At 61.4% G+C, this 26741-nt stretch carries 19 protein-coding genes; 7 read left to right on the plus strand and 12 right to left on the minus strand.

Annotation, left to right across the window (positions count from 1 at the left end):
* Positions 1–274: 274 nt before the first annotated feature.
* From ptsP to ACWNZ1_RS23080, 4 genes are all read left to right on the plus strand, one after another.
* Entirely contained in the window at positions 275–3139 is a 2865-nt protein-coding gene (gene ptsP / locus ACWNZ1_RS23065; protein WP_280944684.1) for a phosphoenolpyruvate--protein phosphotransferase, read from the plus strand.
* Entirely contained in the window at positions 3139–4080 is a 942-nt protein-coding gene (gene pfkB / locus ACWNZ1_RS23070) for a 1-phosphofructokinase (protein ID WP_135843658.1), read from the plus strand. Before ptsP ends, pfkB begins: the two co-directional genes overlap by 1 nt.
* A gap of 14 nt (positions 4081–4094) precedes the next feature.
* Entirely contained in the window at positions 4095–5837 is a 1743-nt protein-coding gene (locus ACWNZ1_RS23075; protein ID WP_256454259.1) for a PTS fructose-like transporter subunit IIB, read from the plus strand.
* Positions 5838–6039: 202 nt separating this feature from the next.
* Positions 6040–7581, plus strand: a complete 1542-nt coding sequence (locus ACWNZ1_RS23080) for an alkaline phosphatase D family protein (protein WP_280944685.1) — start codon at positions 6040–6042, stop codon at positions 7579–7581.
* Positions 7582–7729: 148 nt separating this feature from the next.
* On the opposite strand, the gene ACWNZ1_RS23085 is transcribed toward ACWNZ1_RS23080, so the two are convergent.
* The 6 genes from ACWNZ1_RS23085 to ACWNZ1_RS23110 all read right to left on the minus strand — a co-directional run bounded on the left by ACWNZ1_RS23085 (position 7730) and on the right by ACWNZ1_RS23110 (position 15486).
* The gene (locus ACWNZ1_RS23085; protein WP_456027918.1) at positions 7730–10255 is read right to left on the minus strand and encodes a PepSY domain-containing protein; all 2526 of its coding nucleotides are present in this window, start codon (positions 10253–10255) and stop codon (positions 7730–7732) included.
* Between the two features lie 122 nt (positions 10256–10377).
* On the minus strand, positions 10378–11541 hold the full coding sequence (locus ACWNZ1_RS23090; protein WP_025211808.1) for a type III PLP-dependent enzyme: 1164 nt from the start codon (positions 11539–11541) through the stop codon (positions 10378–10380).
* Positions 11542–12018: 477 nt separating this feature from the next.
* Positions 12019–13176 (minus strand): osmoprotectant ABC transporter ATP-binding protein OsmV, encoded by a 1158-nt coding sequence (locus ACWNZ1_RS23095; RefSeq protein WP_135843661.1) that lies wholly within the window; start codon positions 13174–13176, stop codon positions 12019–12021.
* Positions 13173–13826, minus strand: coding sequence for an ABC transporter permease (locus ACWNZ1_RS23100; RefSeq protein WP_003197757.1), 654 nt, complete (start codon positions 13824–13826; stop codon positions 13173–13175). Before ACWNZ1_RS23100 ends, ACWNZ1_RS23095 begins: the two co-directional genes overlap by 4 nt.
* 15 nt (positions 13827–13841) lie before the next feature.
* Positions 13842–14744: a glycine betaine ABC transporter substrate-binding protein gene (locus tag ACWNZ1_RS23105; protein ID WP_092464705.1), complete on the minus strand. Its 903-nt coding sequence runs from the start codon at positions 14742–14744 to the stop codon at positions 13842–13844.
* A 25-nt stretch (positions 14745–14769) separates the two neighbouring features.
* The gene (locus ACWNZ1_RS23110; protein ID WP_134922816.1) at positions 14770–15486 is read right to left on the minus strand and encodes an ABC transporter permease; all 717 of its coding nucleotides are present in this window, start codon (positions 15484–15486) and stop codon (positions 14770–14772) included.
* Between the two features lie 331 nt (positions 15487–15817).
* Here ACWNZ1_RS23110 and ACWNZ1_RS23115 point away from each other — a divergent pair, with 331 nt between their 5' ends.
* Both ACWNZ1_RS23115 and ACWNZ1_RS23120 read left to right on the plus strand, forming a co-directional pair.
* Positions 15818–17401 carry a peptide chain release factor 3 gene (locus ACWNZ1_RS23115; RefSeq protein WP_135843663.1) on the plus strand — a complete coding sequence of 528 codons (1584 nt, stop codon included), beginning with the start codon at positions 15818–15820 and terminating at the stop codon, positions 17399–17401.
* Positions 17402–17665: 264 nt separating this feature from the next.
* Positions 17666–18769: an RHS repeat-associated core domain-containing protein gene (locus tag ACWNZ1_RS23120; RefSeq protein ID WP_265072699.1), complete on the plus strand. Its 1104-nt coding sequence runs from the start codon at positions 17666–17668 to the stop codon at positions 18767–18769.
* An 815-nt stretch (positions 18770–19584) separates the two neighbouring features.
* On the opposite strand, the gene ACWNZ1_RS23125 is transcribed toward ACWNZ1_RS23120, so the two are convergent.
* The gene (locus ACWNZ1_RS23125) at positions 19585–19944 is read right to left on the minus strand and encodes a DUF6124 family protein (RefSeq protein ID WP_135843665.1); all 360 of its coding nucleotides are present in this window, start codon (positions 19942–19944) and stop codon (positions 19585–19587) included.
* A 674-nt stretch (positions 19945–20618) separates the two neighbouring features.
* On the opposite strand from ACWNZ1_RS23125, the gene ACWNZ1_RS23130 reads away from it, so the two are divergent.
* Positions 20619–20870, plus strand: coding sequence for a hypothetical protein (locus ACWNZ1_RS23130; protein ID WP_135843666.1), 252 nt, complete (start codon positions 20619–20621; stop codon positions 20868–20870).
* A gap of 261 nt (positions 20871–21131) precedes the next feature.
* On the opposite strand, the gene ACWNZ1_RS23135 is transcribed toward ACWNZ1_RS23130, so the two are convergent.
* The 5 genes from ACWNZ1_RS23135 to ACWNZ1_RS23155 all read right to left on the minus strand — a co-directional run bounded on the left by ACWNZ1_RS23135 (position 21132) and on the right by ACWNZ1_RS23155 (position 26693).
* Entirely contained in the window at positions 21132–22112 is a 981-nt protein-coding gene (locus ACWNZ1_RS23135) for a peptide ABC transporter ATP-binding protein (protein WP_135843667.1), read from the minus strand.
* Positions 22112–23080 carry an ABC transporter ATP-binding protein gene (locus ACWNZ1_RS23140; RefSeq protein WP_135843668.1) on the minus strand — a complete coding sequence of 323 codons (969 nt, stop codon included), beginning with the start codon at positions 23078–23080 and terminating at the stop codon, positions 22112–22114. The genes ACWNZ1_RS23135 and ACWNZ1_RS23140 overlap by 1 nt, the downstream gene beginning before the upstream one ends.
* 10 nt (positions 23081–23090) lie before the next feature.
* Positions 23091–24002 carry an ABC transporter permease subunit gene (locus ACWNZ1_RS23145; RefSeq protein WP_135843669.1) on the minus strand — a complete coding sequence of 304 codons (912 nt, stop codon included), beginning with the start codon at positions 24000–24002 and terminating at the stop codon, positions 23091–23093.
* 10 nt (positions 24003–24012) lie between these two features.
* Positions 24013–25023, minus strand: coding sequence for an ABC transporter permease subunit (locus ACWNZ1_RS23150; protein ID WP_135843670.1), 1011 nt, complete (start codon positions 25021–25023; stop codon positions 24013–24015).
* 74 nt (positions 25024–25097) lie between these two features.
* Positions 25098–26693: an ABC transporter substrate-binding protein gene (locus ACWNZ1_RS23155; protein ID WP_135843671.1), complete on the minus strand. Its 1596-nt coding sequence runs from the start codon at positions 26691–26693 to the stop codon at positions 25098–25100.
* Between the last annotated feature and the right edge of the window lie 48 nt (positions 26694–26741).

A 26741-nucleotide genomic window follows, 5' to 3' on the forward strand; every position in this document is an offset into this window, starting at 1 on the left:
TTTTTTCGAGTTTGCCCCGACAATAAGGGCCATCCTACCCGATTCGAGATGACGGTCACCGTCCAAGCGCTTACGACAAGTTGCACTTCAAGGATGAGAGATTATCGAGTAACGTGCCAATCTTTCTAGATTAAACGTTTCAGCAAGCGTATTTTCAAGGTTAGCAGGATTTTTGGCTGTGCTGCCGCGATACCGCCAAAAGCCGTCCTGTCACGCTAAGCTGATTCATTCAAAACAATACCTGGCGCCAACCGGACGCCAAAAAGGAGAAAGCATGCTCGAGCTCACTCTAGAGCAGATATCCATGGCTCAGACGGCTGTGGATAAAGACGCTGCGCTGCAACTGCTCGCTGACAAACTGCTGGCCGATGGCCTTGTGGCTGAGGGTTACCTCGCCGGCTTGCAGGCCCGCGAAGCCCAGGGCTCGACCTTTCTTGGCCAAGGTATTGCCATTCCCCACGGTACTCCGCAAACCCGCGACCTGGTTCATTCGACCGGCGTGCGTCTGCTGCAATTTCCCGAAGGCGTGGACTGGGGTGATGGCCAGATGGTTTACCTGGCCATCGGCATCGCCGCCAAATCCGACGAACACCTGCGCTTGCTGCAGTTGCTGACCCGCGCCCTCGGTGAAACTGACCTGGGCGAGGCCCTGCGTCGTGCCAGTTCCGCCGAAGCCTTGTTGAAACTGCTGCAAGGCGCGCCGCAGGAACTGGCCCTGGACGCGCAGATGATCGGCCTCGGTGTGTCGGCTGACGATTTCGAAGAGTTGGTGTGGCGCGGCGCCCGGCTGCTGCGTCAGGCTGACTGCGTAAGTAACGGCTTTGCCGGCGTGCTGCAACAAGTCGAGGCGCTGCCCCTGGGCGATGGCCTGTGGTGGCTGCACAGCGAACAGACCGTCAAGCGCCCGGGCCTGGCCTTCGTGACTCCGGACAAACCGATCCGCTACCTCGGCCAGCCGTTGAGCGGGCTGTTCTGCCTCGCCAGCCTCGGCGAGGCCCACCAGGCCTTGCTGGAACGGCTCTGCGCGTTGCTGATCGAAGGCCGTGGCCACGAGTTGGGCCGCGCCACCAGCAGCCGCAAAGTGTTGGAAGTGCTCGGCGGTGAACTACCCGCCGACTGGCCCAGCGCACGCATCGGCCTGGCCAACGCCCATGGTTTGCATGCGCGGCCGGCGAAAATTCTCGCGCAACTGGCGAAAAGCTTCGAAGGCGAGATCCGCGTGCGCATCGTCGACGGCCAGGACAACGCCGTGTCGGTCAAGAGTCTGAGCAAGCTGCTGAGCCTGGGCGCCCGTCGCGGTCAGGTGCTGGAGTTCATCGCTGAACCGAGCATTGCCAACGATGCTTTGCCGGCACTGCTGGCAGCCATCGAAGAAGGCCTTGGCGAAGAAGTCGAACCGCTGCCACCACCGAGCGCGCCGCGCGAAACCGCGATGGCCGAAATCGCCACCGTCATGCTCGCCCCCGAATCCGGCAGCCTGATCCAGGCTGTCGCCGCGGCACCAGGCATTGCCATTGGCCCGGCCCACATCCAGGTGCTGCAAGCCATCGACTATCCGTTGCGTGGCGAGTCGGCGGCCATCGAACGCGAGCGCCTGCAAAACGCCTTGAACCAGGTGCGCCGCGATATCCAAGGCCTGGTCGAACGCGCCAAGGCCAAGGCCATTCGCGAAATCTTCATTACCCACCAGGAAATGCTCGACGACCCGGAGCTGACTGACGAAGTCGACACCCGTTTGAAGCTGGGCGAAAGTGCGCAAGCGGCATGGATGGGCGTGATCGAAGGCGCCGCGAAAGAACAGGAAGCCTTGCAGGATGCCCTGCTCGCCGAACGTGCCGCCGACCTGCGGGATGTCGGCCGTCGGGTGCTGGCGCAGCTGTGTGGCGTCGAAACCCTGAGTGAGCCCGATCAACCCTACATCCTGGTGATGGACGAGGTCGGTCCGTCCGACGTGGCCCGCCTGGACCCGACCCGGGTGGCAGGCATCCTGACCGCACGGGGCGGCGCCACCGCCCACAGCGCCATCGTCGCCCGGGCCTTGGGCATTCCGGCGCTGGTGGGCGCCGGTGCGGCCGTGTTGCTGCTGGCGCCGGGCACGTCCTTGCTACTGGACGGCCAGCGCGGTCGCCTGCACGTCGACCCGGACGCTGCCACTCTGCAACGGGCCGCTGAAGAGCGCGACACCCGTGAGCAGCGCCTCAAGGTCGCCGCCGAGCAGCGCCATGAACCGGCGCTGACCCGTGACGGCCACGCCGTGGAAGTGTTTGCCAACATCGGCGAGAGCGCCGGCGTCGCCAGCGCGGTGGAGCAGGGCGCCGAAGGCATTGGTTTGTTGCGTACCGAACTGATTTTCATGGCCCACAACCAGGCGCCGGACGAAGCGACCCAGGAAGCTGAATATCGCAAGGTGCTCGATGGCTTGGCCGGTCGGCCGCTGGTGGTACGTACCCTGGACGTGGGCGGCGACAAACCGCTGCCGTACTGGCCGATCGCGAAAGAAGAAAACCCGTTCTTAGGTGTGCGTGGCATTCGCCTGACGCTGCAACGTCCGCAGGTCATGGAAGCGCAATTGCGCGCCTTGTTGCGCTCGGCGGACAACCGTCCATTGCGAATCATGTTCCCGATGGTCGGCAGCGTCGATGAGTGGCGCCAGGCCCGGGCCATGACCGAGCGCCTGCGCCTGGAAATCCCCGTGGCGGACCTGCAACTGGGGATCATGATTGAAATACCGTCCGCCGCCTTGCTGGCGCCGGTGCTGGCCAAGGAAGTCGACTTTTTCAGCGTCGGCACCAACGACTTGACGCAATACACCCTGGCGATCGACCGTGGCCACCCGACTCTTTCGGCCCAGGCCGATGGCTTGCACCCGGCCGTACTACAACTGATCGACATCACCGTGCGTGCCGCCCATGCCCATGGCAAGTGGGTCGGCGTGTGCGGCGAACTGGCGGCTGATCCGCTGGCGGTGCCGGTGCTGGTGGGCTTGGGGGTAGACGAGTTGAGCGTTTCGGCGCGCAGCATTGCCGAAGTCAAGGCGCGGGTCCGCGAGTTGAGCCTTGCGCAGGTACAAAACCTGGCCCAAGAGGCCTTGGCCGTGGGCAGCGCCGATGACGTGCGCGCATTAGTGGAGGCGCTGTAATGGCGAAGATTCTTACCCTGACCCTCAACCCGGCGCTCGACCTCACGGTGGAGTTGGCGCGCCTGGAACCGGGCCAGGTCAACCGCAGCGAGGCCATGCACGCCCACGCCGCCGGCAAGGGCGTGAACGTGGCGCAGGTGCTGGCCGACCTCGGCCATACGCTGACGGTCAGTGGCTTTCTGGGTGAGGACAACGCCCAGCTGTTCGAGGCGCTGTTCACCCAGCGTGGCTTTGTCGACGCTTTTATCCGCGTGCCCGGGGAAACCCGCAGCAACATCAAGCTGGCCGAGCAGGACGGACGCATCACTGACCTCAACGGCCCGGGACCGGTGGTCGACGAAGCCGCGCAGCAAGCGTTGCTGCAACGCCTGGAACAGATCGCCCCTGGGCACGACGTCGTCGTGGTGGCGGGCAGCTTGCCCCGCGGCGTCAGCCCGCAATGGTTGCAGGCGTTGATCACGCGCTTGAAAGAACTCGGCCTGAGGGTGGCCCTCGACACCAGCGGTGAAGCCTTGCGCGTCGCCTTGGCGGCGGGCCCCTGGCTGATCAAGCCGAACACCGAAGAGCTGGCCGATGCGCTGGGCTGCGAGGTGGTGAGCGAATTGGCCCAGGCTCAAGCAGCACAGCGCCTGCATGCCCAAGGCATCGAGCATGTGGTGATTTCCCACGGCGCCGACGGCGTGAACTGGTTCAGCGTCGGTTCGGCCCTGCATGCCTCGCCGCCCAAGGTCACTGTCGCCAGCACCGTGGGCGCTGGGGATTCGCTGCTAGCGGGCATGCTGCATGGCCTGCTCGGCGCTCATACCCCGGAGCAGACCCTGCGCACCGCCACGGCCATCGCGGCCATGGCGGTCACGCAGATCGGTTTTGGCATCCACGACACCGCGTTGCTGGCGTCGCTTGAACAGGGCGTGCGCGTGCGCCCCCTGACAGAACAATAAGAGGGTTCGCGAGAATGAAATTAGCCATTGTGACGGCCTGCCCGAACGGCATGGTCACCAGTGTGTTGTGCGCCCGTCTGCTGGACGCGGCGGCTCAGCGCCAGGGTTGGAGCACCAGCGTTGAAGTGCACGACGCGGCTCACCCGGAACGCCAGTTGTCGGCGGCGACCCTTGAAGCGGCCGAGTGGGTGTTACTGGTTGCCAGCGGCCCGGTGGATATGTCGCGTTTCGTCGGCAAGCGCCTGTTCCGCAGCACCCCAGCCCAGGCCCTGCAAGATGTCGATTCGGTGCTGCGTCGCGGCGCCGAAGAGGCCAAGGTTTTTGTCGAGTCGGACGTACTGGAAGAGGCTCCGGCGGTATCGGCTGAACGTGCTCCGCGTCTGGTTGCCATCACCGCTTGCCCAACCGGCGTTGCCCATACCTTCATGGCTGCCGAGGCGTTGCAGCAGGCGGCGAAGAAGCTCGGTTACGACTTGCAAGTGGAAACCCAGGGCTCGGTGGGCGCACGCAACCCGTTGAGCCCCGAGGCCATCGCTGAGGCGGACGTGGTGCTGCTGGCCACCGACATCGAAGTCGCCACCGAGCGTTTTGCCGGCAAGAAGATCTATCGCTGCAGTACCGGCATCGCCTTGAAACAGGCCGAAGCGACACTGAACAAGGCGTTGGTCGAAGGCCGCCAGGAAAGCGCCGCGAGCGGTGCCACAGGCCCGGCCAAGGCGGAAAAGACCGGTGTCTATAAACACTTGTTGACCGGCGTGTCGTTCATGCTGCCGATGGTGGTGGCCGGTGGTCTGTTGATTGCCCTGTCGTTCGTGTTCGGCATCACCGCGTTCAAGGAGCCCGGCACGTTGGCGGCGGCGCTGATGCAGATCGGCGGCGACACCGCGTTCAAATTGATGGTGCCGTTGCTGGCCGGTTACATCGCCTATTCCATCGCTGACCGTCCGGGCCTGGCGCCGGGGATGATTGGCGGGATGCTCGCGAGCACCTTGGGCGCCGGGTTCATCGGCGGGATCATTGCCGGTTTCCTGGCCGGGTATGCGGCCAAGGCGATCAGCCGTTATGCGCGCCTGCCCCAGAGCCTGGAAGCGCTCAAGCCGATCCTGATCATTCCGCTGCTGGCGAGCCTGTTCACCGGGCTGGTGATGATCTACATCGTCGGTAAACCGGTGGCGGGCATGCTCGAGGCGCTGACCCACTTCCTCGACAGCATGGGCACCACCAACGCGATTCTGCTGGGCGTGCTGCTGGGGGCGATGATGTGCGTCGACCTCGGCGGGCCGATCAACAAGGCTGCCTATGCGTTTTCGGTGGGGCTGCTGGCTTCGCAAAGTTATGCCCCGATGGCCGCGACCATGGCCGCCGGCATGGTGCCGCCGATTGGCCTGGGTATTGCCACTTTCATCGCCCGGCGCAAGTTCGCCCAGACCGAGCGCGAGGCCGGTAAAGCCGCGCTGGTGCTGGGGCTGTGCTTCATTTCCGAAGGGGCGATTCCGTTCGCCGCCAAGGACCCGCTGCGGGTGATCCCGGCCAGCATCGCCGGCGGCGCGCTGGCCGGTGCGCTGTCGATGTACTTCGGCTGCAAACTCATGGCTCCCCACGGCGGGCTGTTCGTGATGCTGATCCCCAACGCCATCAACCATGCGTTGTTGTATCTGCTGGCGATCGTGGCGGGGAGTCTGCTGACGGCGGTGACGTATGCGCTGCTCAAGCGGCCTGAGGTGGTGGAGATGGCGTTGGAGCCGGCGAAGGCCTGATCACATCCTTTGACGCAATGAAATCCCCCTGTGGGAGCGAGCTTGCTCGCGATAGCGGAGTGTCAGTCCACATTTTTGTCGGCTGACCCACCGCTATCGCGAGCAAGCTCGGCTCCCACAGTGGTTTTGGGTGTTCACGAGATCCCTGTCACACCCGATTAACACTGCCATGCTTAAGTCTCCCCATTTAAGGGAGAGCACCATGAGCGAATTCGACCTGGGCCGTCGCCGTGTGATGCAGGCTGTGGGGGCGGGGTTGTTGTTGCCGGGGCTGGCGCCGGCGGTGATGGCTTCGGTCAAGGATCGCCCGGTGCTCACCGAGGGTGTGCAATCGGGCGATTTGCAGGGCGACCGGGCGATGATCTGGAGCCGCAGCGACCGCCCGGCGCGGATGGTGGTGGAGTGGGACACCCGCAGCAAATTCAGCAATCCGCGCCGCTTCGTCTCGTCACTGGCCGACTCACGCAGCGATTTCACCGCCCGGGTCGAACTCACTGGCCTGCCGCCTGATCAGGCGATTTTCTACCGCGTGCATTTCGAAGACGCCCAGAGCGGCGTTGCCAGTGAGCCCTGGCTCGGTCACCTGCGCAGCGTGCCGCAGTTCAAGCGCAACATCCGTTTTGTCTGGAGCGGCGACACCGTCGGCCAGGGCTTTGGGATCAACCCGGACATCGGCGGCATGCGCATCTATGAAGCCATGCGCCTGCGCCTGCCGGACTTTTTTATCCACAGCGGTGACACCATCTACGCCGACGGCCCGGTGCCGGCGCAGATCACCACCGAGGGCGGTCGCGTCTGGCGCAACCTCACTACCGAAGCCAAGAGCAAAGTCGCCGAGACCCTGGATGAGTATCGTGGCAACTACCGCTACAACCTGATGGATGAAAACGTGCGCCGCTTCAATGCCGAAGTGCCGCAGATCTGGCAATGGGACGATCACGAGGTGGTCAACAACTGGTCGCCGGGCAAACAACTGGACGAGCGCTACCAGAGCAAGGATATCCACAGCCTCGTTGGCCGGGCGCGCCAGGCCTGGCTGGAATACGCGCCAATGCGCTTGCACAAGGCCGACGGCGGCGGGCGGATCTACCGCAAGCTCGGTTACGGGCCGATGCTGGATGTATTCGTGCTGGACATGCGCAGCTACCGTGAAGCCAACGACGCCAACCTCGGCGCGGCCAAACCCTTCCTGGGGCGGGAGCAGTTGAATTGGCTCAAGCGCGAATTGAAGCACTCCCGGGCCCAATGGAAGGTCATCGCCGCGGACATGCCCATTGGCCTGGGCGTGCCCGACGGTGAGGTCAGCCCTGGTGTGCCGCGCTGGGAAGCGGTCGCCAACGGTGACCCGGGGGCGGCCCAGGGGCGCGAACTGGAGATCGCCGAGCTGCTTGGCTACCTGCGCAAACATCAGGTGCGCAATTACGTCTGGCTCACCGCCGATGTCCATTATTGCGCGGCCCATCACTACCACCCGGAACAGGCCGCGTTCCAGGATTTTGAACCGTTCTGGGAGTTCGTCGCCGGGCCGCTGAATGCCGGCAGCTTCGGCCCCAATACGCTGGACAAGACCTTCGGCCCCGAAGTGGTGTTCCAGAAAGCGCCACCGGCCCAGAACACCTCGCCGTTTGCCGGGTATCAGTTCTTTGGCGAGGTGAACATCGACGGGCCGAGCGGGGAGATGAGTGTGGTGTTGCGGGATCTTGAAGGCGTGGCCGTATTCGAGAAGAAGTTGCAGCCAGTGTGAATGTCAGTCGCGTCAGGAGCTTCTGTGGGAGCAAAGCTTGCTCGCGATGACGGTATATCTGTCAATAAATTACTGACTGACAGTCCGCCATCGAGAGCAAGCTTTGCTCCCACAAGGGGAACGGTGGGGTACTTAAGAGTGGGGCCCGTCAGTAGACATCCCGCCGATATCGCCCTTGCTCGATCAGCCGTTCCACTTCCTCGCGCCCCAGTACCATGTTGAGCACGTGATCCACCCCTGAGGCCATGCCCTGCAAGCTGCCGCAGACATAGATCACTGCGCCGTCGGCGAGCCATTGCTTAAGCAGCGCTGCCGATTCCAGCAGGCGATCCTGGACGTAGATTTTCTGTTGCTGATCCCGGGAAAACGCCAGGTCCAGGCGCTCCAGGTCGCCGGAGGTCACCCATTCCTGCAGGTCGTCCCGGCAGTGAAAGTCGTGTTCGCGGTTGCGTTCGCCAAACACCAGCCAGTTGCGCTGCATGCCTTCGGCGACGCGGGCCTTGAGCAGGCTGCGCAGGCCGGCCAGACCGGTGCCGTTGCCCAGCAGGATCATCGGCACGCCCTGGGGCGGCAGATGGAAACCACTGTTGCGGCGCACCCGCAGGCTGATGGCGCCGCCCAGTGGTACGTGCTCGGTGAGCCAGCCGGAACCGACGCCCAGGCTGCCGTCGGTGTGACGCTCCTGGCGTACGATCAGCTGCAGCACGCCATCGGCCGGAATCGAGGCGATGGAGTATTCGCGCATTGCCAACGGCGCCAGCGCGTCCACCAGCGCCTGGGCATGCAGGCCTACCAGGTGTGCGCGGTTTTGCGGTAGCTGGCGGGTGGCCAAGGCCTGGTCGAGGCGTTGCGACAAGCCATCGACTTGCACGCGAGCGATACCGGCGATGCCCAGGCCATCGAGAAAATGTTCGATGGCCCCCAGGTCATTGCGCGGCAGGACCTCCACCAGATCACCGGCCAGCCAACTGCTCGGGGTGGGGGCGGTGAGGCCCAGCAGGTACACGCCCGAGCCGCTGCTGTCGGGGTTGAGCAAGGTGCGCTGGCTGAGCGTCCAGTTGTCGAAGCTCGGCGCTTGCCAGGTGTTCAGCGGGGCTTGGCCGGTCAGCTCGGCCAGTTGTTGTTGCCAGTGACGCAAGGCATAAGGATCGCCGCTGTCGACTTCCACCGGGGCGAACAGGGTCTTGCCGCCGTGCTCCGCCAGCCAGGCGTGCAGGCGCCGGGCGAAGCCGCAGAAGTTTTCATACTGGCGGTCACCCAGGCCCAGCACCGCATAGTGCAGGTGCTCCAGGCTCAGCTCGCGGCCGAGTACTTTGCGCTCGAAACCCCGGGCGCTGTCCGGCCCTTCGCCATCGCCAAAGGTGCTGACGACGAACAGGGCATGGGTGGCACTGCTCAGGTCCTGCTCACTGACGCCCGCCAGCGGTTGGACCTTCACCGGCAATCCGGCGGCCTGGAGTTGGCCGGCGGTCTGCCAGGCCAGTTGCTCGGCGAAACCGCTCTGGCTGGCGAAGCCGATCAGCCATGCCGGCGCATCGCTTGGGTTGGTGGCCAGCTTCTGGCGTGCCTGCTTGACCTGGCGCTTCTTGCGGCGACGGTCCAGGTACAGCAACCAGCCGGTGATGAAGAACAGCGGCATGCTCAGCGCGGCGAGCGTCACCAGGATCCGCCCGACCAGGCCGAAATAACTGCCGACATGCAGGGCATAAACACTGGTCAGCAACTGCGCCTTGAGGCTCTTGTCGCTGTAGCGGCTGTGTTGGCTGATAACGCCGGTCACCGGGTCGAGGAGGAGCTGGTTCAGCGCCCGGTCATGGGGTGAGTTTTTCAGCAGGTAGAACACTGTGGCAGGTTGCCCGGCCACAGGTGGCATGCGCACGTTGTAGGAGGAAAGATCAGGGCCTGCGGTGCTGTAGATGCTGCTCCACATCGCTCGGTAATCGGCGACCGGCGGCGGGCCTTCTGGCGCCGGACCACGCTTGCTCACCCGTTCTTCCTTGGGTGAATCCGAGAGCAGGCGGATCACGCCGTTGTTGTACCACTCGTAGGACCAGGTCAGCCCGGTCAGGGCCGCCAGCAGATAGAACACCAGGCACCAGGTGCCGGCCACCGAGTGCAAGTCCCAATTGAAGCTGCGACCTTTCTTCGCCCAGTCGAGGGTCAGCCAGGCGCGCCAGCTTTTCCACTGGCGCGGCCAGCGCAGGTACAGCCCGGACAGGCAGAAAAACACCAGGATCAACGTGCAGGCACCGGTAATCTGCCGGCCCACCTCATCCAGGGTCAGGACGCGGTGCAACCTGAGCATCAGGCCAAAGAAATCCTGGCCCACCACATCACCCATGAACTGAGCGTTGTACGGGTTGAAATAGCGCATGGGCCCGCGTTTTTCCCCGGGCGGCGCGGCGAAAATCGCCCGTGCGGCGTTGCCGCTGTCGGTCTCGACCCAGAGCATGGCGACGGTTTTGCCGGAGGCGGCCTCGATCTGTTCCACCAGCTCGGCGGGCGGCAGGACCCCGGCGGGTTGCTTCTCGACCATCAGCACTTGCGGGTTCAGCGCCCGCAGGATCTCGTCCTGGAACGACACCACGGCCCCGGTAATGCCCATCAACGCCAGGACCAGTCCGGCGCTGATGCCGAAAAACCAGTGCAACTGGAACAGGGTTTTCTTCAACACGTCGCCCGCCTTTGAGTCATTACTGTTCATCACGGCGCGCATGTTATCGAGAACCATTCATAAACACCCACAAAAAAAGCCCGTGACACCGTCACGGGCTTTCGGGTCCAGCCATCAGCGCATTACACGTAGAACGATTTCAGCGGCGGGAAGCCATTGAATTCCACGGCGCTGTAGCTGGTGGTGTAGGCACCGGTCGACAGCCAGTACAGGCGGTCACCGATGGCCAGGTTCAGCGGCAAACCGTACTTGTAGTTTTCGTACATGATGTCGGCGCTGTCGCAAGTCGGGCCGGCGATGACCACTTCTTCCATCTCGCCTTTCTTCTCGGTCCAGATCGGGAACTTGATGGCTTCGTCCATGGTTTCGATCAGGCCGGAGAACTTGCCCACATCGGTGTACACCCAACGCTCGACGGCGGTACGCGATTTACGCGCCACCAGCACCACTTCGCTGACCAGAATGCCGGCGTTGGCGATCAACGAACGGCCCGGCTCCAGGATGATTTCCGGCAGGTCGTCGCCGAAGTCTTCCTTGAGGAAGCGGATGATTTCCTCGGCGTAGGTTTCCAGGCTGTTGGTGCGGGTGATGTAGTTGGCCGGGAAGCCGCCGCCCATGTTGATCAGCTTCAGGACGATGCCGTCTTCTTCTTTCAGGCGTTCGAAGATCACCTTGACCTTGGCGATGGCCGCGTCCCAGACGCTGATGTCGCGCTGTTGCGAGCCAACGTGGAACGAAATGCCGTACGGCACCAGGCCCAGGTCGCGGGCCAGGATCAGCAGGTCCATGGCCATGTCGGTCTGGCAGCCGAACTTGCGCGACAGTGGCCAGTCAGCGGTGGTCGAGCCTTCGGTGAGGATCCGTACATAGACCTTCGAGCCCGGTGCGGCCTTGGCGATGTTGCGCAGGTCGGCTTCGGAGTCGGTGGCATACAGGCGCACGCCCTTCTCGTAGAAGTAGCGGATGTCGCGGGATTTCTTGATGGTGTTGCCGTAGCTGATCTGATCCGGGCCTACGCCACGGCTCATGACCTTATCCAGCTCATAGATCGAGGCGATGTCGAAGTTCGAGCCTTTATCCTTGAGCAGGTCGATGATTTCCACCGCCGGGTTGGCCTTGACGGCGTAGTAGACCTTGGCGAAGTCGAAACCGGCGCGCAGGTCGTCATAGGCCTTGGAGATCATCGCGGTGTCGATCACCACGAACGGGGTTTCCTGCTTGTCGGCGAACGCTTTCATTTTCTGGAAGGTTTCGCGCGCGAAATAATCTTCGACCTGGATCGACATACTTGGGACTCCTACTGGCAAACATCAGGATCAATGGGTGTGAGGGCAAGCAGCCCTCGTGAACGTCCTCCGTATCCCCACTTTGGTTCGCCTACTTCCCAAGGCATGTCGCCGAAAGCAAAAAGGCCATGGGATGCGTGGTTCCCTTGGCCTTGCTGTCTCGTCGTCAGTACTTGAGCCGGATGGATCGTTTCCAGCATGGACGTTCGGCGCGAACTTTAGGGCGTGAGGGGCCTGAGATCAACTAAAAATGTCGCGTTTTTGCACACATCCGTCGTGCGGCCCGCGACAGCTCATGATGTAACCGACCGGCGTGACAGATTGATGTTCCCGTTGAAGTTGTTTTTGAGGTGTTTCAGGGGTATTTGTGCGGCCCCATTCGCGAGCAAGCCCGCTCCCACACTGGGCTGTGTTCAACCACAAATTGCCGGTCGATGCAGATCTAATGTGGAGCGGGCTTGCTCGCGAAGGCGTCAGTCAGGCCAACGCGGTTTCGGCCGGCGAAACAATGCTGGTCTTGCCCCCACGGGATTTGCCAGAGCTCAGGTACTCGGCGATCGATTCCTGGGTCACTTCGCCAAGGAACACTCGCTCGGCGTCCATCACCGGCAGCCACGAACGGTTGAATTCGTACATGCGCGACAGCAGGATCCGCAGGTGTTCATCGTAGGCCGCGGTGGAGTTGAACTCGCGCAGGAACTGCGCGCAGGTACCGGCCTGGCGGTACAGGTCGCGACGGCGCACATACCCCAGGGCCTTGTTCTCGGCGCAGGTGACCACCACGTAGCGCCGGTCATGTTCGTCCATCAGTTCCAGTGCCTCGGCCACGGGTGTTTCCGGGCTGACCGAAGGGGCGTTGTCCGCCGCGTCCTCGGCCTTGACCAGCAGCAGTCGCTTGAGCGTGCTGTCCTGACCGACGAAATTGCTGACGAACTCATCGGCCGGATGCGCCAGCAAGGTATCCGGGTGATCGCACTGGACCAACTTGCCGGCGCGGAAGATCGCAATCTTGTCGCCCAGCTTGATGGCTTCGTCGATGTCGTGGCTGACCATGATCACGGTCTTGTTCAGCGCCCGTTGCATCTCGAAAAACTCGTTCTGGATCATCTCGCGGTTGATCGGGTCCACCGCGCCGAAAGGTTCGTCCATCAGCAGCAGCGGCGCATCGGCCGCCAGGGCGCGGATCACGCCGATCCGTTGCTGCTGGCCGCCCGACAGTTCCCGGGGGTAGCGATGCAGGTACTGCTTGGGTTCGAGCTTGATCATGCTCATCAATTCGCGGGCCCGGTCGTGGCATTTCTGCTTGTCCCAGCCGAGCAGGCGCGGGACCACGGTGATGTTTTCCTCGATGGTCATGTTCGGGAACAGGCCGATCTGCTGGATCACATAGCCGATGTTGCGGCGCAAGGTCACTTCGTCCAGGCCGGTGGTGTCCTCGCCATTGATCAATACCTTGCCCGAGGTGGGCGGGATCAGGCGATTGATCATCTTCAGCGTAGTGCTTTTGCCACAGCCCGACGGCCCGAGGAACACGCAGATCTCGCCTTCGTTGACGATCAGGTTCACCGAGTCCACGGCCTTGACGTCCTTGCCGTTGCTCTTGAAGGTTTTGCTGAGGTTTTGAAGTTCGATCATTTGAGGAGTCCTTTTGGGGTCAGCGAGCGTTGCAGCCATTGCAGAAGCAGGTCGGCGAAGATGGCCAGGAGACTGACCAGCACGGCGCCGACGATCAGCATCGACATGTCGCTGCGGCTGATGGAAGCGAGGATGAGCACGCCCAGGCCACCGGCACCGATGGTGGCGGCGATGGTCATGACACCGATGTTCATGACCACGGCAGTGCGCACGCCGGCCAGGATCACCGGCACGGCGATGGGCAGTTCGACCATGCGCAGGCGCTGGCCGAAGGTCATGCCGATGCCCCGGGCGGCTTCACGGATACCCGGTTCGACGCCGGTCAGGGCCAGGTAGGTGTTGCGCATGATCGGCAGCAGGGAATAGAGAAACACCGCGGTGATCGCCGGCATCGGCCCCAGGCCCTGGCCGAATTTGGAATAGAACGGCAGCAGCAGGCCGAATAGCGCAATCGACGGAATCGTCAGCAGCACCGTGGCGCTGGCCTGCAACGGGCCGGCGAGCGCCGGGAAGCGGGTCATGAAGATGCCCAGCGGCACACCGACCACAATCGCCAGGGTCACGGCGATGCCCACCAGGGTGATGTGCTGCCAGGTCAGGTGCAGTACCAGCGGCCAGTCCAGATGGGAAAAGGCGTCAAGAAAATCCATGGCTTTTCCTCCAGGTCATTGGGTTGAGAGCAGGGAATGCTGGCGCAGGAAATCGGCGGCAACGGTGGAAGGGCTTTCGTGGTTGACGTCCACGCGGGCGTTGAGCTGGCGCATGGTTGCATCGTCGAACAGCTCGGCCAGGGGCTTGAGCTGCGCGGCCAGTTGCGGGTGCGCATCGAGGAACGCCTGGCGCACCACCGGCGCGGCGGTGTAGTCGGGGAAGTAATGCTTGTCGTCTTCGAGCAACTTCAGCTTGAACGCGTTCAGCCGGCCGTCGGTGGTGTACACCAGCCCGGCGAACACCTGGCCGTTGCGCAGGGCGGTATAGACCAGGCCGGCATCCATCTGCCGGATATTCTTGCGGGTCAGGTTCATGCCGTACTGCTCGACCATGCCCGCCAGGCCATCGGAACGATTGGCGAACTCGGTGTCCAGGGCCACCAGGTGATTGTCGTTGGCTTCGGCCTGCAGCACCGTGTTCAACTGGCTGATGCTGTTGATCTGCGGGTATTGGCGAGCGACTTTCTCCGGCAGTGCCAGGGCGTAGGTGTTGCTGAATTTCGACGGGGCCAGCCAGACCAGGCCTTTTTTCGCGTCGAGTTCTTTCACCCGGGCGTAGGACTGGGCGCTGTCGAGTTTCTCGGTGACATGGTTGTAGGCCACCAGCGACACGCCGGTGTATTCCCACAGCATGTCCAATTGCCCGGTTTCATGGGCACTGCGGGCCAGGTTGCTGCCCAGGCCACCGGTGATCTGCGCGTCGTAGCCCTTGCTGCGCAGGTATTGCGCGGTGATTTCCGCGAGCAGCGTCTGTTCGGTGAACACCCGGGCGCCGAGGCGGATCAGGGGCTTTTCAGCGGCTTGGGCGAATCCTGCGAACAGCAGGACACAGCCCAGTATCAAGCTCAACTTCTTCATAAACGATTCCTTTATCCGGCCAGGCTTATGACGGGCGCAGACCGCGTTCCAGCCAGAGGCGGCTGGCCAGTGTCACCAAACCGTCGAGCAGCAACGCCAGCAAGGCGGTGCAGGCCGCGCCGAGCAGCAGCTGCGGCTGATTGTTCAAGGCAATGCCGGGGAAGATCAGGCTGCCGAGGCTGTTGGCGCCGATCAGGAATGCCAGCGGCGCGGTGCCGACGTTGATCGCCAGCGCCACCCGCACGCCGCCGATGATGATCGGCACGGCATTGGGCAACTCGACTTTCCACAGCACCTGGCGCGGGGTCATGCCGATGCCGACGGCGGCTTCCTTGAGGGAGCCCTGGACGTTTTTCAGACCTTCATAGGTGTTGCGCACGATGGGCAACAGCGAGGCCAGGAACAGCGCAAAGATGGCCGGCCCGCTGCCAATGCCCAGGATGCCCAGGGCGATGGCCAGTACGGCCAGGGGCGGTACGGTGTTACCGATGTTGAACACTTGCATGAAGCGTTCGGCGCGCCCGACCAGGCTGGGGCGGCTTAAGGCGATGCCGGCGGGGATGCCAACAATCAGGGCCGCCAGCATGGAGGCCAATACAAGCATCAGGTGCGCTTGCAGGTAGAACAGTAGGTCGTCGTGGTAGCGTTGGATCGTATCGATGCCGATCCAGTGGACCAACAGGGCCAGGAGAGCGACGACGACCGCCCCCCCGATAAGCCCTTTGCCATAGCGGATAGCCACAGGCGGACTCCTTTGTCTTTCAGTCGGCGCACGCTTTCCCGGGCGGCGAACCATCACTGGTTGCCGGGAAAACGTTCGCGAGAAGCAGCTCTTTGAATGCCGGTAAAACGGCAGCCAAATCGAGCCATGAGCGCAGCCTCGTCAGGCTAACTTGCTGATTTTTCAGACCCTGACGAATAGCCGTAACAGGGGGGTGGACGCCTCCACGCGGCAAAAGGTTCCCATGCCAGGGAAGATCTGGCCACCCTGGATGTGCTCAACGGTTCGGTTCCTGGCGCAAGTTGAGCTATAATCGCCGCCCTTTTTTGAATCACCTGCCAGGCGATTTCCCATGACCAAACAGGCCGCCGAAGTCGCGAAACGCCGCACTTTCGCCATTATTTCCCACCCCGATGCCGGTAAGACCACCATCACCGAGAAGCTCTTGCTGATGGGCAAGGCGATTGCGGTCGCCGGCACGGTGAAATCTCGCAAGTCCGACCGCCATGCCACCTCCGACTGGATGGAAATGGAAAAACAACGGGGTATTTCCATTACCACGTCGGTCATGCAGTTCCCGTATCGCGATCACATGATCAACCTGCTCGACACCCCGGGCCACGAAGACTTCTCCGAAGACACCTACCGCACCCTGACGGCGGTGGACTCGGCGCTGATGGTTCTCGACGGCGGTAAAGGCGTCGAACCACGGACCATCGCGCTGATGGACGTCTGCCGTCTGCGGGACACGCCGATTGTCAGCTTCATCAACAAACTCGACCGCGACATTCGCGACCCGATCGAACTGCTCGACGAGATTGAAGCGGTCCTGAAGATCAAGGCGGCGCCGATCACCTGGCCGATCGGTTGCTACCGCGACTTCAAGGGCGTGTACCACCTGGCCGACGACTACATCATCGTCTACACCGCCGGTCACGGGCATGAGCGCACCGACGTCAAAATCATCGAGAAGCTCGACTCCGACGAGGCCCGCGCACACCTGGGCGACGAGTACGACCGTTTCGTCGAACAACTGGAACTGGTGCAGGGCGCCTGCCATGAGTTCAATCAGCAGGAATTCCTCGACGGCCAACTGACTCCGGTGTTCTTCGGTACCGCCCTGGGCAACTTCGGTGTCGACCATGTGCTCGATGCCGTGGTCGATTGGGCCCCGCGCCCGCTGGCCCGCGTCGCCAATGAGCGCACCGTGGAGCCGGTGGAAGAGAAGTTCGCAGGCTTCGTGTTCAAGATCCAGGCGAACATGGACCCCAAGCACCGCGACCGCATCGCCTTCATGCGCATCTGCTCAGGCAAATACGAAAAAGGCATGAAGATGCGCCACGTGCGCACCGGCAAGGACGTGCGCATCGGCGACGCCCTGACCTTCTTCTCCTCGGAACGCGAGCAACTGGAAGAGGCCTTCGCTGGCGACATCATCGGTTTGCATAACCACGGCACCATCCAGATCGGCGACACCTTTACCGAAGGCGAGACCCTGAGCTTCACCGGCATCCCGCACTTCGCCCCAGAACTGTTCCGCCGCGTGCGCCTGAAAGACCCGCTCAAGTCCAAGCAACTGCGCCAGGGCCTCCAGCAACTGGCCGAAGAAGGCGCCACCCAGGTGTTCTTCCCGGAACGCAGCAACGACATCATCCTCGGCGCCGTCGGTGTGCTGCAGTTCGACGTGGTCGCCAGCCGCTTGAAAGAGGAATACAAGGTCGAGTGCTCCTACGAGCCGATCACCGTGTACTCCGCGCGTTGGGTGGAATGTGGCGACAAGAAGAAACTCGAGGAGTTTTCCAACAAGGCCGTGGAAAACCTCGCGTTGGACGGCGGCGGTCACCTGACCTACCTGGCCCCGACCCGGGTCAACCTGGCGCTGATGGAAGAGCGCTGGCCGGATGTGAAATTCCGCGCGACCCGTGAGCATCACTAAACATGTGTTAAAACCGAAAATCCCGCGGCGAAAGCCGCGGTTTTTTTTGGTGGGCGAAAAAGTCATTTCAATCCCCCCAATCATCCGGCAACAGGAAGCATGTTGCCCTTCTTGCTATCGGGCACTTCTGGCATGGGTGGCGATGCATGTTATGGGTATCAGAACTGCGATGGATTTCCTGCAGAACCTAACAGTTCTGTTAGTGGTTGAAGGTGGATAACTAGGCTATATATCCGGTCAAGTTTCAATGTTGCGGTGAGCGACATGTCTTTAAAAGAACAAGGTGTTCAGGTTGTCTATAGCTATGACCCGCTTGACCGGCACACACACACCAAACACTCAGACGGTACGCGCGTCCAGATATTTTACTGCGGCGATCGTGTCGCTACTGAACTAGCGGGCGATACTGTACGTACGGTATTTGAAGCCGAAAGCGCTGTCCTCGCCCAACAGACCACGAACGAGGGCGGCCAGGAAACCACGTTGATCGCCCACGATGACAAACGCTCGACCCTTCTCAGCCTGAGGGCGAACGAGGCAGAGCCTGAAACCACGGCATATACCGCGTTCGGCCACAGCCCTGTCGACAAATCCTCGCAGCGGGTGTTGGGCTTTAATGGGGAGCGTCCCGATAAAAACAGTGGTTTCTATTTGTTGGGCAATGGTTACCGCGCTTTTAATACGGTGCTGATGCGCTTTAATAGCCCGGACAACCGAAGCCCATTTGGCGACGGGGGTATTAATGCCTATGCGTATTGTGCGGGCGATCCGGTTAATAGAACGGATCCGTTTGGGCATTCCTGGATGTCACCCTTCAAGGGTATAGCAAATATGTTTTGGCGGAAGGGTCCAGAGAGGTGGACAGTTGGTCAATATGCCATAGTGACGGACAGCGAAACCAAAATCAAACTTCATACAAGATTGCATCCTGACGATCCCTTTACATTAACGGGGGTCTATCGCAAAAAAGGCGGTAATGTTACGAAGGAAAAAATTTTTGAAAAGGCGCAGGGACATAACAAAAAGGTGATTGCTCGGGATAATTTTAGACGAGAAAAAATACAGGTCGCAAGGCGGCTCAATGAACTAAGAGCGGAAGAGGCCTATGCTCTCCGACAAGCAGTAAACGAAGCCATGTCGGTTAGTCCGGAAGTTAAGGTGCTTGAGAGTGCGTTAGAGAATGCTGAAGATCTTCTTTCGAAAGCCGAAAAAAAATATAAAAGGGTTGGAGGTAGGCACAATCATGACAACCCCCATAGCGGCCTTGTAACGGACTTGAGATGGGATGTTAGAAATATAGAGAGCAAGATTAGTAAGATTAGAGGGGCAATTCAAGATCAGTATGTTGCGAATATCGGCCTACCATAGCGCAGGCAGGCACTCTGTTGTCGTAAGGGATGGTCAAAACCCTGTGAGAGCGAGCTTGCTCGCGATAGCGGTGTGTAAACCGGAGACCTCGCGGCGAAAGCCGCGTTTTTTTGGGGGTGTGAAAAAGTCATTTCAATCCCCCCAATCATCCGGCAACAGGAAGCATGCTGCCCTTCTTGCCATTGGGCACTTCTGGCATGGGTGGCGATGCATGTTATGAGTATCAGAGCTTCAGTGGATTTCGTACAGAACCTAACAGTTCAGCTAGTGGCTGAAGGTGGATAACTAGGCTATATATCCGCTCAAGTCTCAATGTTGCGGTGAGCGACATGTCTTCAAAACAAAAACTCAGACGGTACGCGCGTCCAGATATTTTACTGCGGCGATCGTGTCGCTACTGAACTAGCAGGCGATACTGTACGTACGGTATTTGAAGCCGAAAGCGCTGTCCTCGCCCAACAGACCACGATTTTTGAGATCAGGAAAATAGTTATAGCCAGTCTTCCTCGAAGTTAAAGCATCAGGCTGATTGTGTGCCCTAGTGCTCTTTTACGTAACTCCAGTATTTGGGGTTCTGAAATAATCGAATAATTTCTGGCTGTGAGTCGTCAGCATGTTTAAAAAGCGCAGTTCTAAATGTTATCCACACGCTTCATGTTCCGCCCTCCAGGCGGCTGTATTGCACGCGAATCTTTCCTGTACGCGCCAACTAAATAAGGGCGCCTGCTCGCGATGTCGTAGGGCTGCCGAGCTGGCGGCCTTGTGGTCGAGGTGTCTACCAGTGCCGGCCAGCCCTTTCGGTTTGGGGCGAGTTGCTAGCGTGGATCGGCGATATCCAGTGCCCGATTCGCCAACAGCTCGCTCAACTCAATCACTTGCTGGATACCCAGAGCAACATGTCGACGAGAACCTTCAAGATCGAACGCCAAGTCGCTGATCATGGCGTTGGCCGAGGCCAGGTTTTCGCTGAGGTTGGCGAGCAGGCTTTCGCTGTCGATGCCCTCCACGACAGTGAAGAACTGACCTGCTGATGGAGCTTTCTTGGCTTTGGCCTGTTCCGGCTTCAAGTAATAATCGAGCGCCCGCTCAGTGGCTTCGTGGAATTTCTCTGGATCGAGGCTTGAGTAGGAAGAGGTGGGGTCCGATTCTGGGGGATTGGGTGTGGCTTTGAACATTGATGACGCTCCTAGGGGTAATGGAGCCGCCAGACATCGCTGCTAAACGAAGAGGGTGGCGACTGTACGCGGGTTAGCAGACCGGACCCCTAGAAGCCGGCAGACCCGAAGGTCTCCCACGCACAACCGCCATTACATGGCAGGCATAAAGACCTGCTCAACAATGTGGAGCACTGTGCGTTTAGGGATTCAGGCTGCTAAACCCGACCGCTGATTTTCAGCGACGAGGTAACCATAGAGTCCCGCCCCAAGGCGCACAAGCGGGCGGATTCTGGCTTAGTTGTAGGCAAAGGCGCAAGGCGACGTAGCCTCAGGATGAACGCTCCTTGTTACTGGGTATTTGTCTGTAAGGCTCAATGCCTGTCGTGAAGGGGGCGGGTCTTAACACCCATGTCATGGGGCCCCAACCTGTGGGAGCAAAGCTTGCTCGCGAAATCGGTGTGCCAGCTTGCCTGGATGTTGGATGTGTCGGCCTCTTCGCGAGCAAGCCCGCTCCCACATTGAATGTTGGGTGTTAGTTGGTTTGGAGATAACACTTATTCGAAACCAATCTGTCGCGTTGCGGCATTTCTAGCGGTTATCGAGCGTCCTATCTGGTGAACCGGCCTGTTCAGAACTAGATTTTCTTGAGCGCCGCCAGGCCCCGGCTTTATCCGGAAAAGAAGGAAATGGCTATGAATAAGCTGCTACGCATGATGTTTTTGCTAAAGGTGTTGGTGATGCTATCCCTCGGCTCCACGGCTGCGTGGGCCGAATGCGATGAGCACGAGAAGCACGCGTCGAGTGGCTCGGTGGTTCAGGGTGAGTTGATGCTTGCCGCGACCGATGCGGACGCAGGTGATCCGGATGATGGCGAGGATGATGATGGTTCGCCGGTCGACACCCCGGATGATGACGAGGATGCAGAGGGCGATAGCCAGACGTAGATTTCTGACCTAAAGAAAACCCCTCCAGCCCCAACTGATACTCAGTCGGGACTGGAGGGGTTTTTCATGCAGGTGCATGACCCAAGGCCAAGACTTACCCCCGTGGCGAGGGACTTGCCCCGCTGGACCTGTAGGCGCTGGCGAAGCCTGCGATCTTTTGATCTTTCGCTTGAGATTCAAGTGGCAGGGGAAAGATCGCAGCCTCGTTGCACTCGACAGCTCCTACAGGCCCGGCGGGAGCAAGCTCCCTCGTACATTGCCTTATGCCGCGCCTTCGAGGAACTGCTCGGCGTAGTGACACGCCACCTGCCGGTTGTCCAGCAAGCGCAGGGCTGGTTCTTCGCTCTGGCAGCGCTCGGTGGCGTACGGGCAGCGCTTGTGGAAGGCGCAGCCGGACGGTGGGTTGAGCGGGTTGGGCAGTTCGCCGACGATCTTGATCTTCGGCTTGTTCGGGTCCGGGTGGATGGTCGGGGTGGCCGACAGCAGCGCCTGGGTGTACGGGTGCAGCGGGCGGCTGTAGATCGACTCGTTGGGGCCCATTTCCACCGGGCGACCGAGGTACATCACCATCACGTCGTCGGCCACGTGTTGCACCACCGCCAGGTTGTGGGAAATGAACACGTAGGCGGTGTTGAATTCCTCCTGCAAGTCCATGAACAGGTTCAGCACCTGGGCCTGGATCGACACGTCCAGCGCCGACGTCGGCTCGTCCGCCACCAGCACCTTGGGTTGCAGCATCATGGCGCGGGCCAGGGCGATGCGCTGGCGCTGGCCGCCGGAGAACATGTGCGGGTAGCGCTGGTAATGCTCGGGGCGCAGGCCCACCTGTTTCATCATCGCCTGGACTTTTTCCCGCCGCTCGGTGGCCGACAGGTTGGTGTTGATCAGCAACGGCTCGGCCAGTTGATCACCGACTTTCTGCCGTGGGTTGAGGGATGCGTACGGGCTCTGGAACACCATCTGCACGTCTTTGCGCAATTGCTTGCGTTCGGCTTTGTTGGCGCCGGTCACTTCCTGGCCGGCGATTTTCAAGGAGCCGGTGGACGGTTCCTCGATCAGCGTCAGGGCCCGGGCGAGGGTGGATTTGCCGCAACCGGATTCACCGACCACGGCCAGGGTCTTGCCGGCCTCCAGTTCGAACGACACGCCATTGAGGGCGCGCACGATCGCATGGCCCTTGAACATGCCGCGGGACACTTCGTAGTGACGGGTCAGGTCACGGGCGGTAAGTACGACGGCCATCACGCCACCTCCTGGTTCAACGGGTAGAAGCAGCGGGCGAGGCTGTTGGATTTCGGGTCAAGGGCCGGGCGTTGCTGGCGGCAGTTATCCTGCACGTACGGGCAGCGCGGCGACAGCAGGCAACCTTGCGGGCGGTCATAGCGACCGGGGACGATGCCGGGCAAGGTCGCCAGGCGCTCGGCGCCCATGCTGTGCTCCGGAATCGCCGCCAGCAGTGCTTCGCTGTACGGGTGGGCGGGAATGTCGAACAGCTCGGGCACCTTGCCCACTTCCACCGCTTGGCCGGCGTACATCACGCACACGCGCTGGGCGGTTTCAGCGACCACGGCGAGGTCGTGGGTGATCAGTACCAGGCCCATGTCCTGCTCTTTTTGCAGGGCCAGCAGCAGGTCCATGATCTGCGCCTGGATGGTCACGTCCAGGGCGGTGGTCGGTTCGTCGGCGATCAACAGTTTCGGCTCGCCGGCAATCGCCATGGCAATCGCCACACGCTGGCTCATACCGCCGGACAGTTGGTGCGGGTAGGCGTTCATGCGGCTGGCGGCGCCCGGGATCTCGACTTTTTCCAGCAGTTCGATGGCGCGCTTGCGGGCGGCCTTGCCGGACATTTTCAGGTGCAGGCGCAGCACTTCTTCGATCTGGAAACCCACGGTGTAGCTGGGGTTGAGCGCGGTCATCGGGTCCTGGAAGACCATCGCCAGGTCTTTGCCGACGATCTGCCGACGTTGGCGGTTGCTCAGCTTGAGCATGTTCTTGCCGTCGAAGTTCAGCGCATCGGCGGTGACGATGCCGGGGTGCTCGATCAGGCCCATCAGCGCCATCATGGTCACCGATTTACCCGAGCCTGATTCGCCGACGATGGCCAGTACTTCGCCTTTTTCCACGGTCAGGTCCAGACCGTCGACCACCGGCACGGCGGTGGCGTCGCCGAAGCGAACGTTGAGATTCTTGATTTCTAACAGTGACATGGGAATCTCCTCAGGCGGCATTCTTGAGTTTCGGGTCCAGCGCATCGCGCAGACCGTCGCCCATCAGGTTGATTGCCAGCACGCTGAGCAAAATGGTCAAACCGGGCAGGCTCACCACCCACCAGGCGCGTTCGATGTAGTCGCGGGCAGAGGCCAGCATGGTGCCCCACTCCGGGGTTGGCGGCTGGACGCCCAGGCCGAGGAAGCCCAGGGCGGCGGCGTCGAGGATCGCCGAGGAAAAGCTCAGGGTCGCCTGCACGATCAGCGGCGCCATGCAGTTGGGCAGCACGGTGATGAACATCAGGCGCGGCAGGCCGGCACCGGCCAGGCGGGCGGCGGTCACGTAGTCGCGGTTCAGCTCGCCCATCACGGCGGCGCGGGTCAGGCGCACGTAGGACGGCAGCGAGACGATGGCGATGGCGATCACGGTGTTGATCAGGCCTGGGCCGAGGATGGCGACAATCGCCACGGCCAGCAGCAGCGAAGGCAGGGCCAGCATGATGTCCATCAGGCGCATGATGGTCGGGCCGAGGATGCGCGGGAAGAACCCGGCGAACAACCCCAGCAGGATGCCCGGGATCAGCGACATCACCACCGACGACAAGCCGATCAGCAGCGACAGGCGCGAACCCTGGATCAGGCGCGAGAGCAAATCGCGGCCCAGTTCGTCGGTGCCCAGCAGGAACTGGAGCTGCCCGCCTTCGAGCCAGGCCGGCGGCGTCAGCAGGAAGTCGCGGTATTGCTCGCTCGGGTCATGGGGGGCGACCCAGGGTGCGAAGAGCGCGCAGAACACCACCAGGATCATGAACATCAACCCGGCCACGGCGCCCTTGTTGCGGGAAAACGCGTGCCAGAATTCTTTGTACGGGGATGGGTACAGCAGGCTTTGATCGACTGCTACCGCGGTAGTTGGAGTACTCATGGTTTTGATCTCAGCGCTGGTGACGGATGCGTGGGTTGGCAAAGCCGTAGAGGATGTCCACGACGAAGTTGACCAGAATCACCAGGCAGGCGATTAACAGGATGCCGTTCTGCACCACGGGATAGTCCCGGGCGCCGATGGCTTCGATCAGCCACTTGCCGATGCCCGGCCAGGAGAAGATCGTTTCGGTCAGGACCGCACCGGCCAGCAGGGTGCCGACTTGCAGGCCGACCACGGTCAGCACCGGGATCAACGCGTTGCGCAGGCCGTGCACGAACACCACGCGCGACGGCGACAGGCCTTTGGCACGGGCGGTGCGGATGTAGTCTTCGCGCAGCACTTCGAGCATCGAAGAGCGGGTCATGCGGGCGATCACCGCCAGCGGAATGGTGCCCAACACGATGGCGGGCAGGATCAGGTGATGCAGCGCGTCGAGGAACGCCCCCGGCTCATCGGCCAGCAGGGTGTCGATCAGCATGAAGCCGGTCCGCGGCTCGATGTCGTAGAGCAGGTCGATCCGCCCGGACACCGGGGTCCAGCCCAGGGACACCGAGAAGAACATGATCAGGATCAGGCCCCACCAGAAGATCGGCATCGAGTATCCCGCCAGGGAGATGCCCATCACCCCATGGTCGAACAGGGATCCTCGCTTGAGTGCCGCGATCACCCCGGCCAAAAGGCCCAGGATACCGGCGAACAACAGGGCGGCCATGGACAGTTCCAGGGTCGCGGGAAACAGAGAGCTGAACTCGGTCCATACGCTTTCACGGGTACGCAGCGATTCGCCGAGATCGCCCTGGGCCAGTTTGCCGATGTAGTCCAGGTACTGGGCATACAGCGGTTTATTGAGGCCAAGGCGTTCCATTGCCTGAGCATGCATTTCGGGATCGACCCGACGTTCGCCCATCATCACTTCCACGGGGTCGCCGGGGATCATGCGAATCAACGCGAAAGTCAGCAAGGTGATGCCGAAGAACGTGGGGATCAATAATCCCAGTCGGCGGGCAATAAAACTAAACATCTTCAGGTGTACCTCATCAGCCGGTTAGGCGTGCCCGGCGGCCCTTGGGTAAGGGATGCCGGGCGTTTTCTTATCTACTTCACCTGGGTGGTGGCGAAGTTATTGGTGGTGAGCGGGCTAATCACATAACCCTCTACGTTGTTGCGCATTGCCGTGAACATCCGGGTGTGGGCCATGCTGATCCACGGTTGGTCCTGGTTGAAAATCACCTGGGCCTGTTCATAGAGCTTGGTACGCTCCTCAGGGTTCACCGTGGCGCGGGCCTGATCAATCAGCGCCTGGAATTTCTCGTTGCACCAGCGCGCGTAGTTTTCGCCGTTCTTGGCGGCCTCGCAACTGAGCATAGGCGTCAGGAAGTTATCCGGGTCGCCGTTATCGCCCGCCCATCCGGCGGAGACCATATCGTGCTCGCCGTTTTTCGCGCGCTTGAGCATTTCGCCCCATTCCATCACGCGGATGTCGACTTTGATCCCGACCTTGGCCAGGTCGGCCTGCATCATCTGCGCGCCGAGCATCGGGTTGGGGTTGGTCGGGCCGCCGCCGTTGCGGGTGAACAGGGTGAACACGGTGCCTTCCGGTACGCCGGCTTCCTTGAGCAACTCACGGGCCTTGTCCAGGTTGCGGGGTGGGTTCTTCAGGTCGTGGTTGAAGCCCAGCAGGGTTGGCGGATACGGGTTGACCGCGACGGTGGCGTTGCCCTTGCCGAACAGGGCGTTGACGTAGGCTTCCTTGTCGAAGGCCAGGTCGATGGCTTTGCGCACCCGCACGTCGCTCATGTATTTGTGGCTGGTGTTCAGCGCGGTGTAGGAGACGGTCATCGCGTCCAGTTCAGCGACCTTCAGGTTCGGGTCTTTCTTGATGCTGGGGATGTCGTCGGGTTTGGGATACAGCGCGATCTGGCACTCGTTGGTCTTGAGCTTTTGCATGCGCACGTTGTTGTCGGTGGCGATCGCCAGCACCAGGGCATCGGCTGGCGGCTTGCCACGGAAGTAGTCCGGGTTGGCCTTGAAGCGCACCTGGGCATCCTTGTTGTAGCGCTGGAAGACGAACGGCCCGGTGCCCACTGGTTTGCTGTTGAGATCGCCGGCCTTATTGGCCTTGAGCAACTGGTCGGCGTATTCGGCCGGGTAGATCGAGGAGAAAGCCATGGCGATGTCGGCCAGGAATGGCGCTTCGCGGCGGGTCAGGCTGAACTTGACCGTGTGCTCGTCGACTTTCTCGACGCTCTTGAGCAGTTCTTTGAAGCCCATGCTTTCAAAGTAGGGGAAACCCACGCTCGACAGTTTGTGCCATGGGTGATTCGGGTCCAGTTGGCGCTGGAAACTCCAGACCACGTCGTCGGCGTTCATGTCGCGGGTCGGCTTGAAGTAGTCGGTGGTGTGGAACTTGACGCCCTTGCGCAGGTGGAAGGTGTACGTCAGGCCATCGTCACTGATGTCCCAGGATTCGGCCAGGGCCGGAATCACTTCGGTGGTGCCGGGCTTGAAGTCGGCCAGGCGGTTGAAAATGGTTTCTGCCACGGCGTCGGCAGTGACTGCAGTCGTGTACTGGACCATGTCGAAGCCTTCCGGGCTGGCTTCTGTGCAAACCACCAGGGGTTTGGCCGTGGCGCCAACGGCGACACTCAGCAGCGCGGCAGCGATGGCGGCGCGTAGGGGATTCATGTTCATCGTCAATCCTCTGCAATCGGTTGAATGGCAAAAGCCGAACGGTCGACC

It is taken from the genome of Pseudomonas sp. CFBP 5748 (assembly GCF_053850495.1).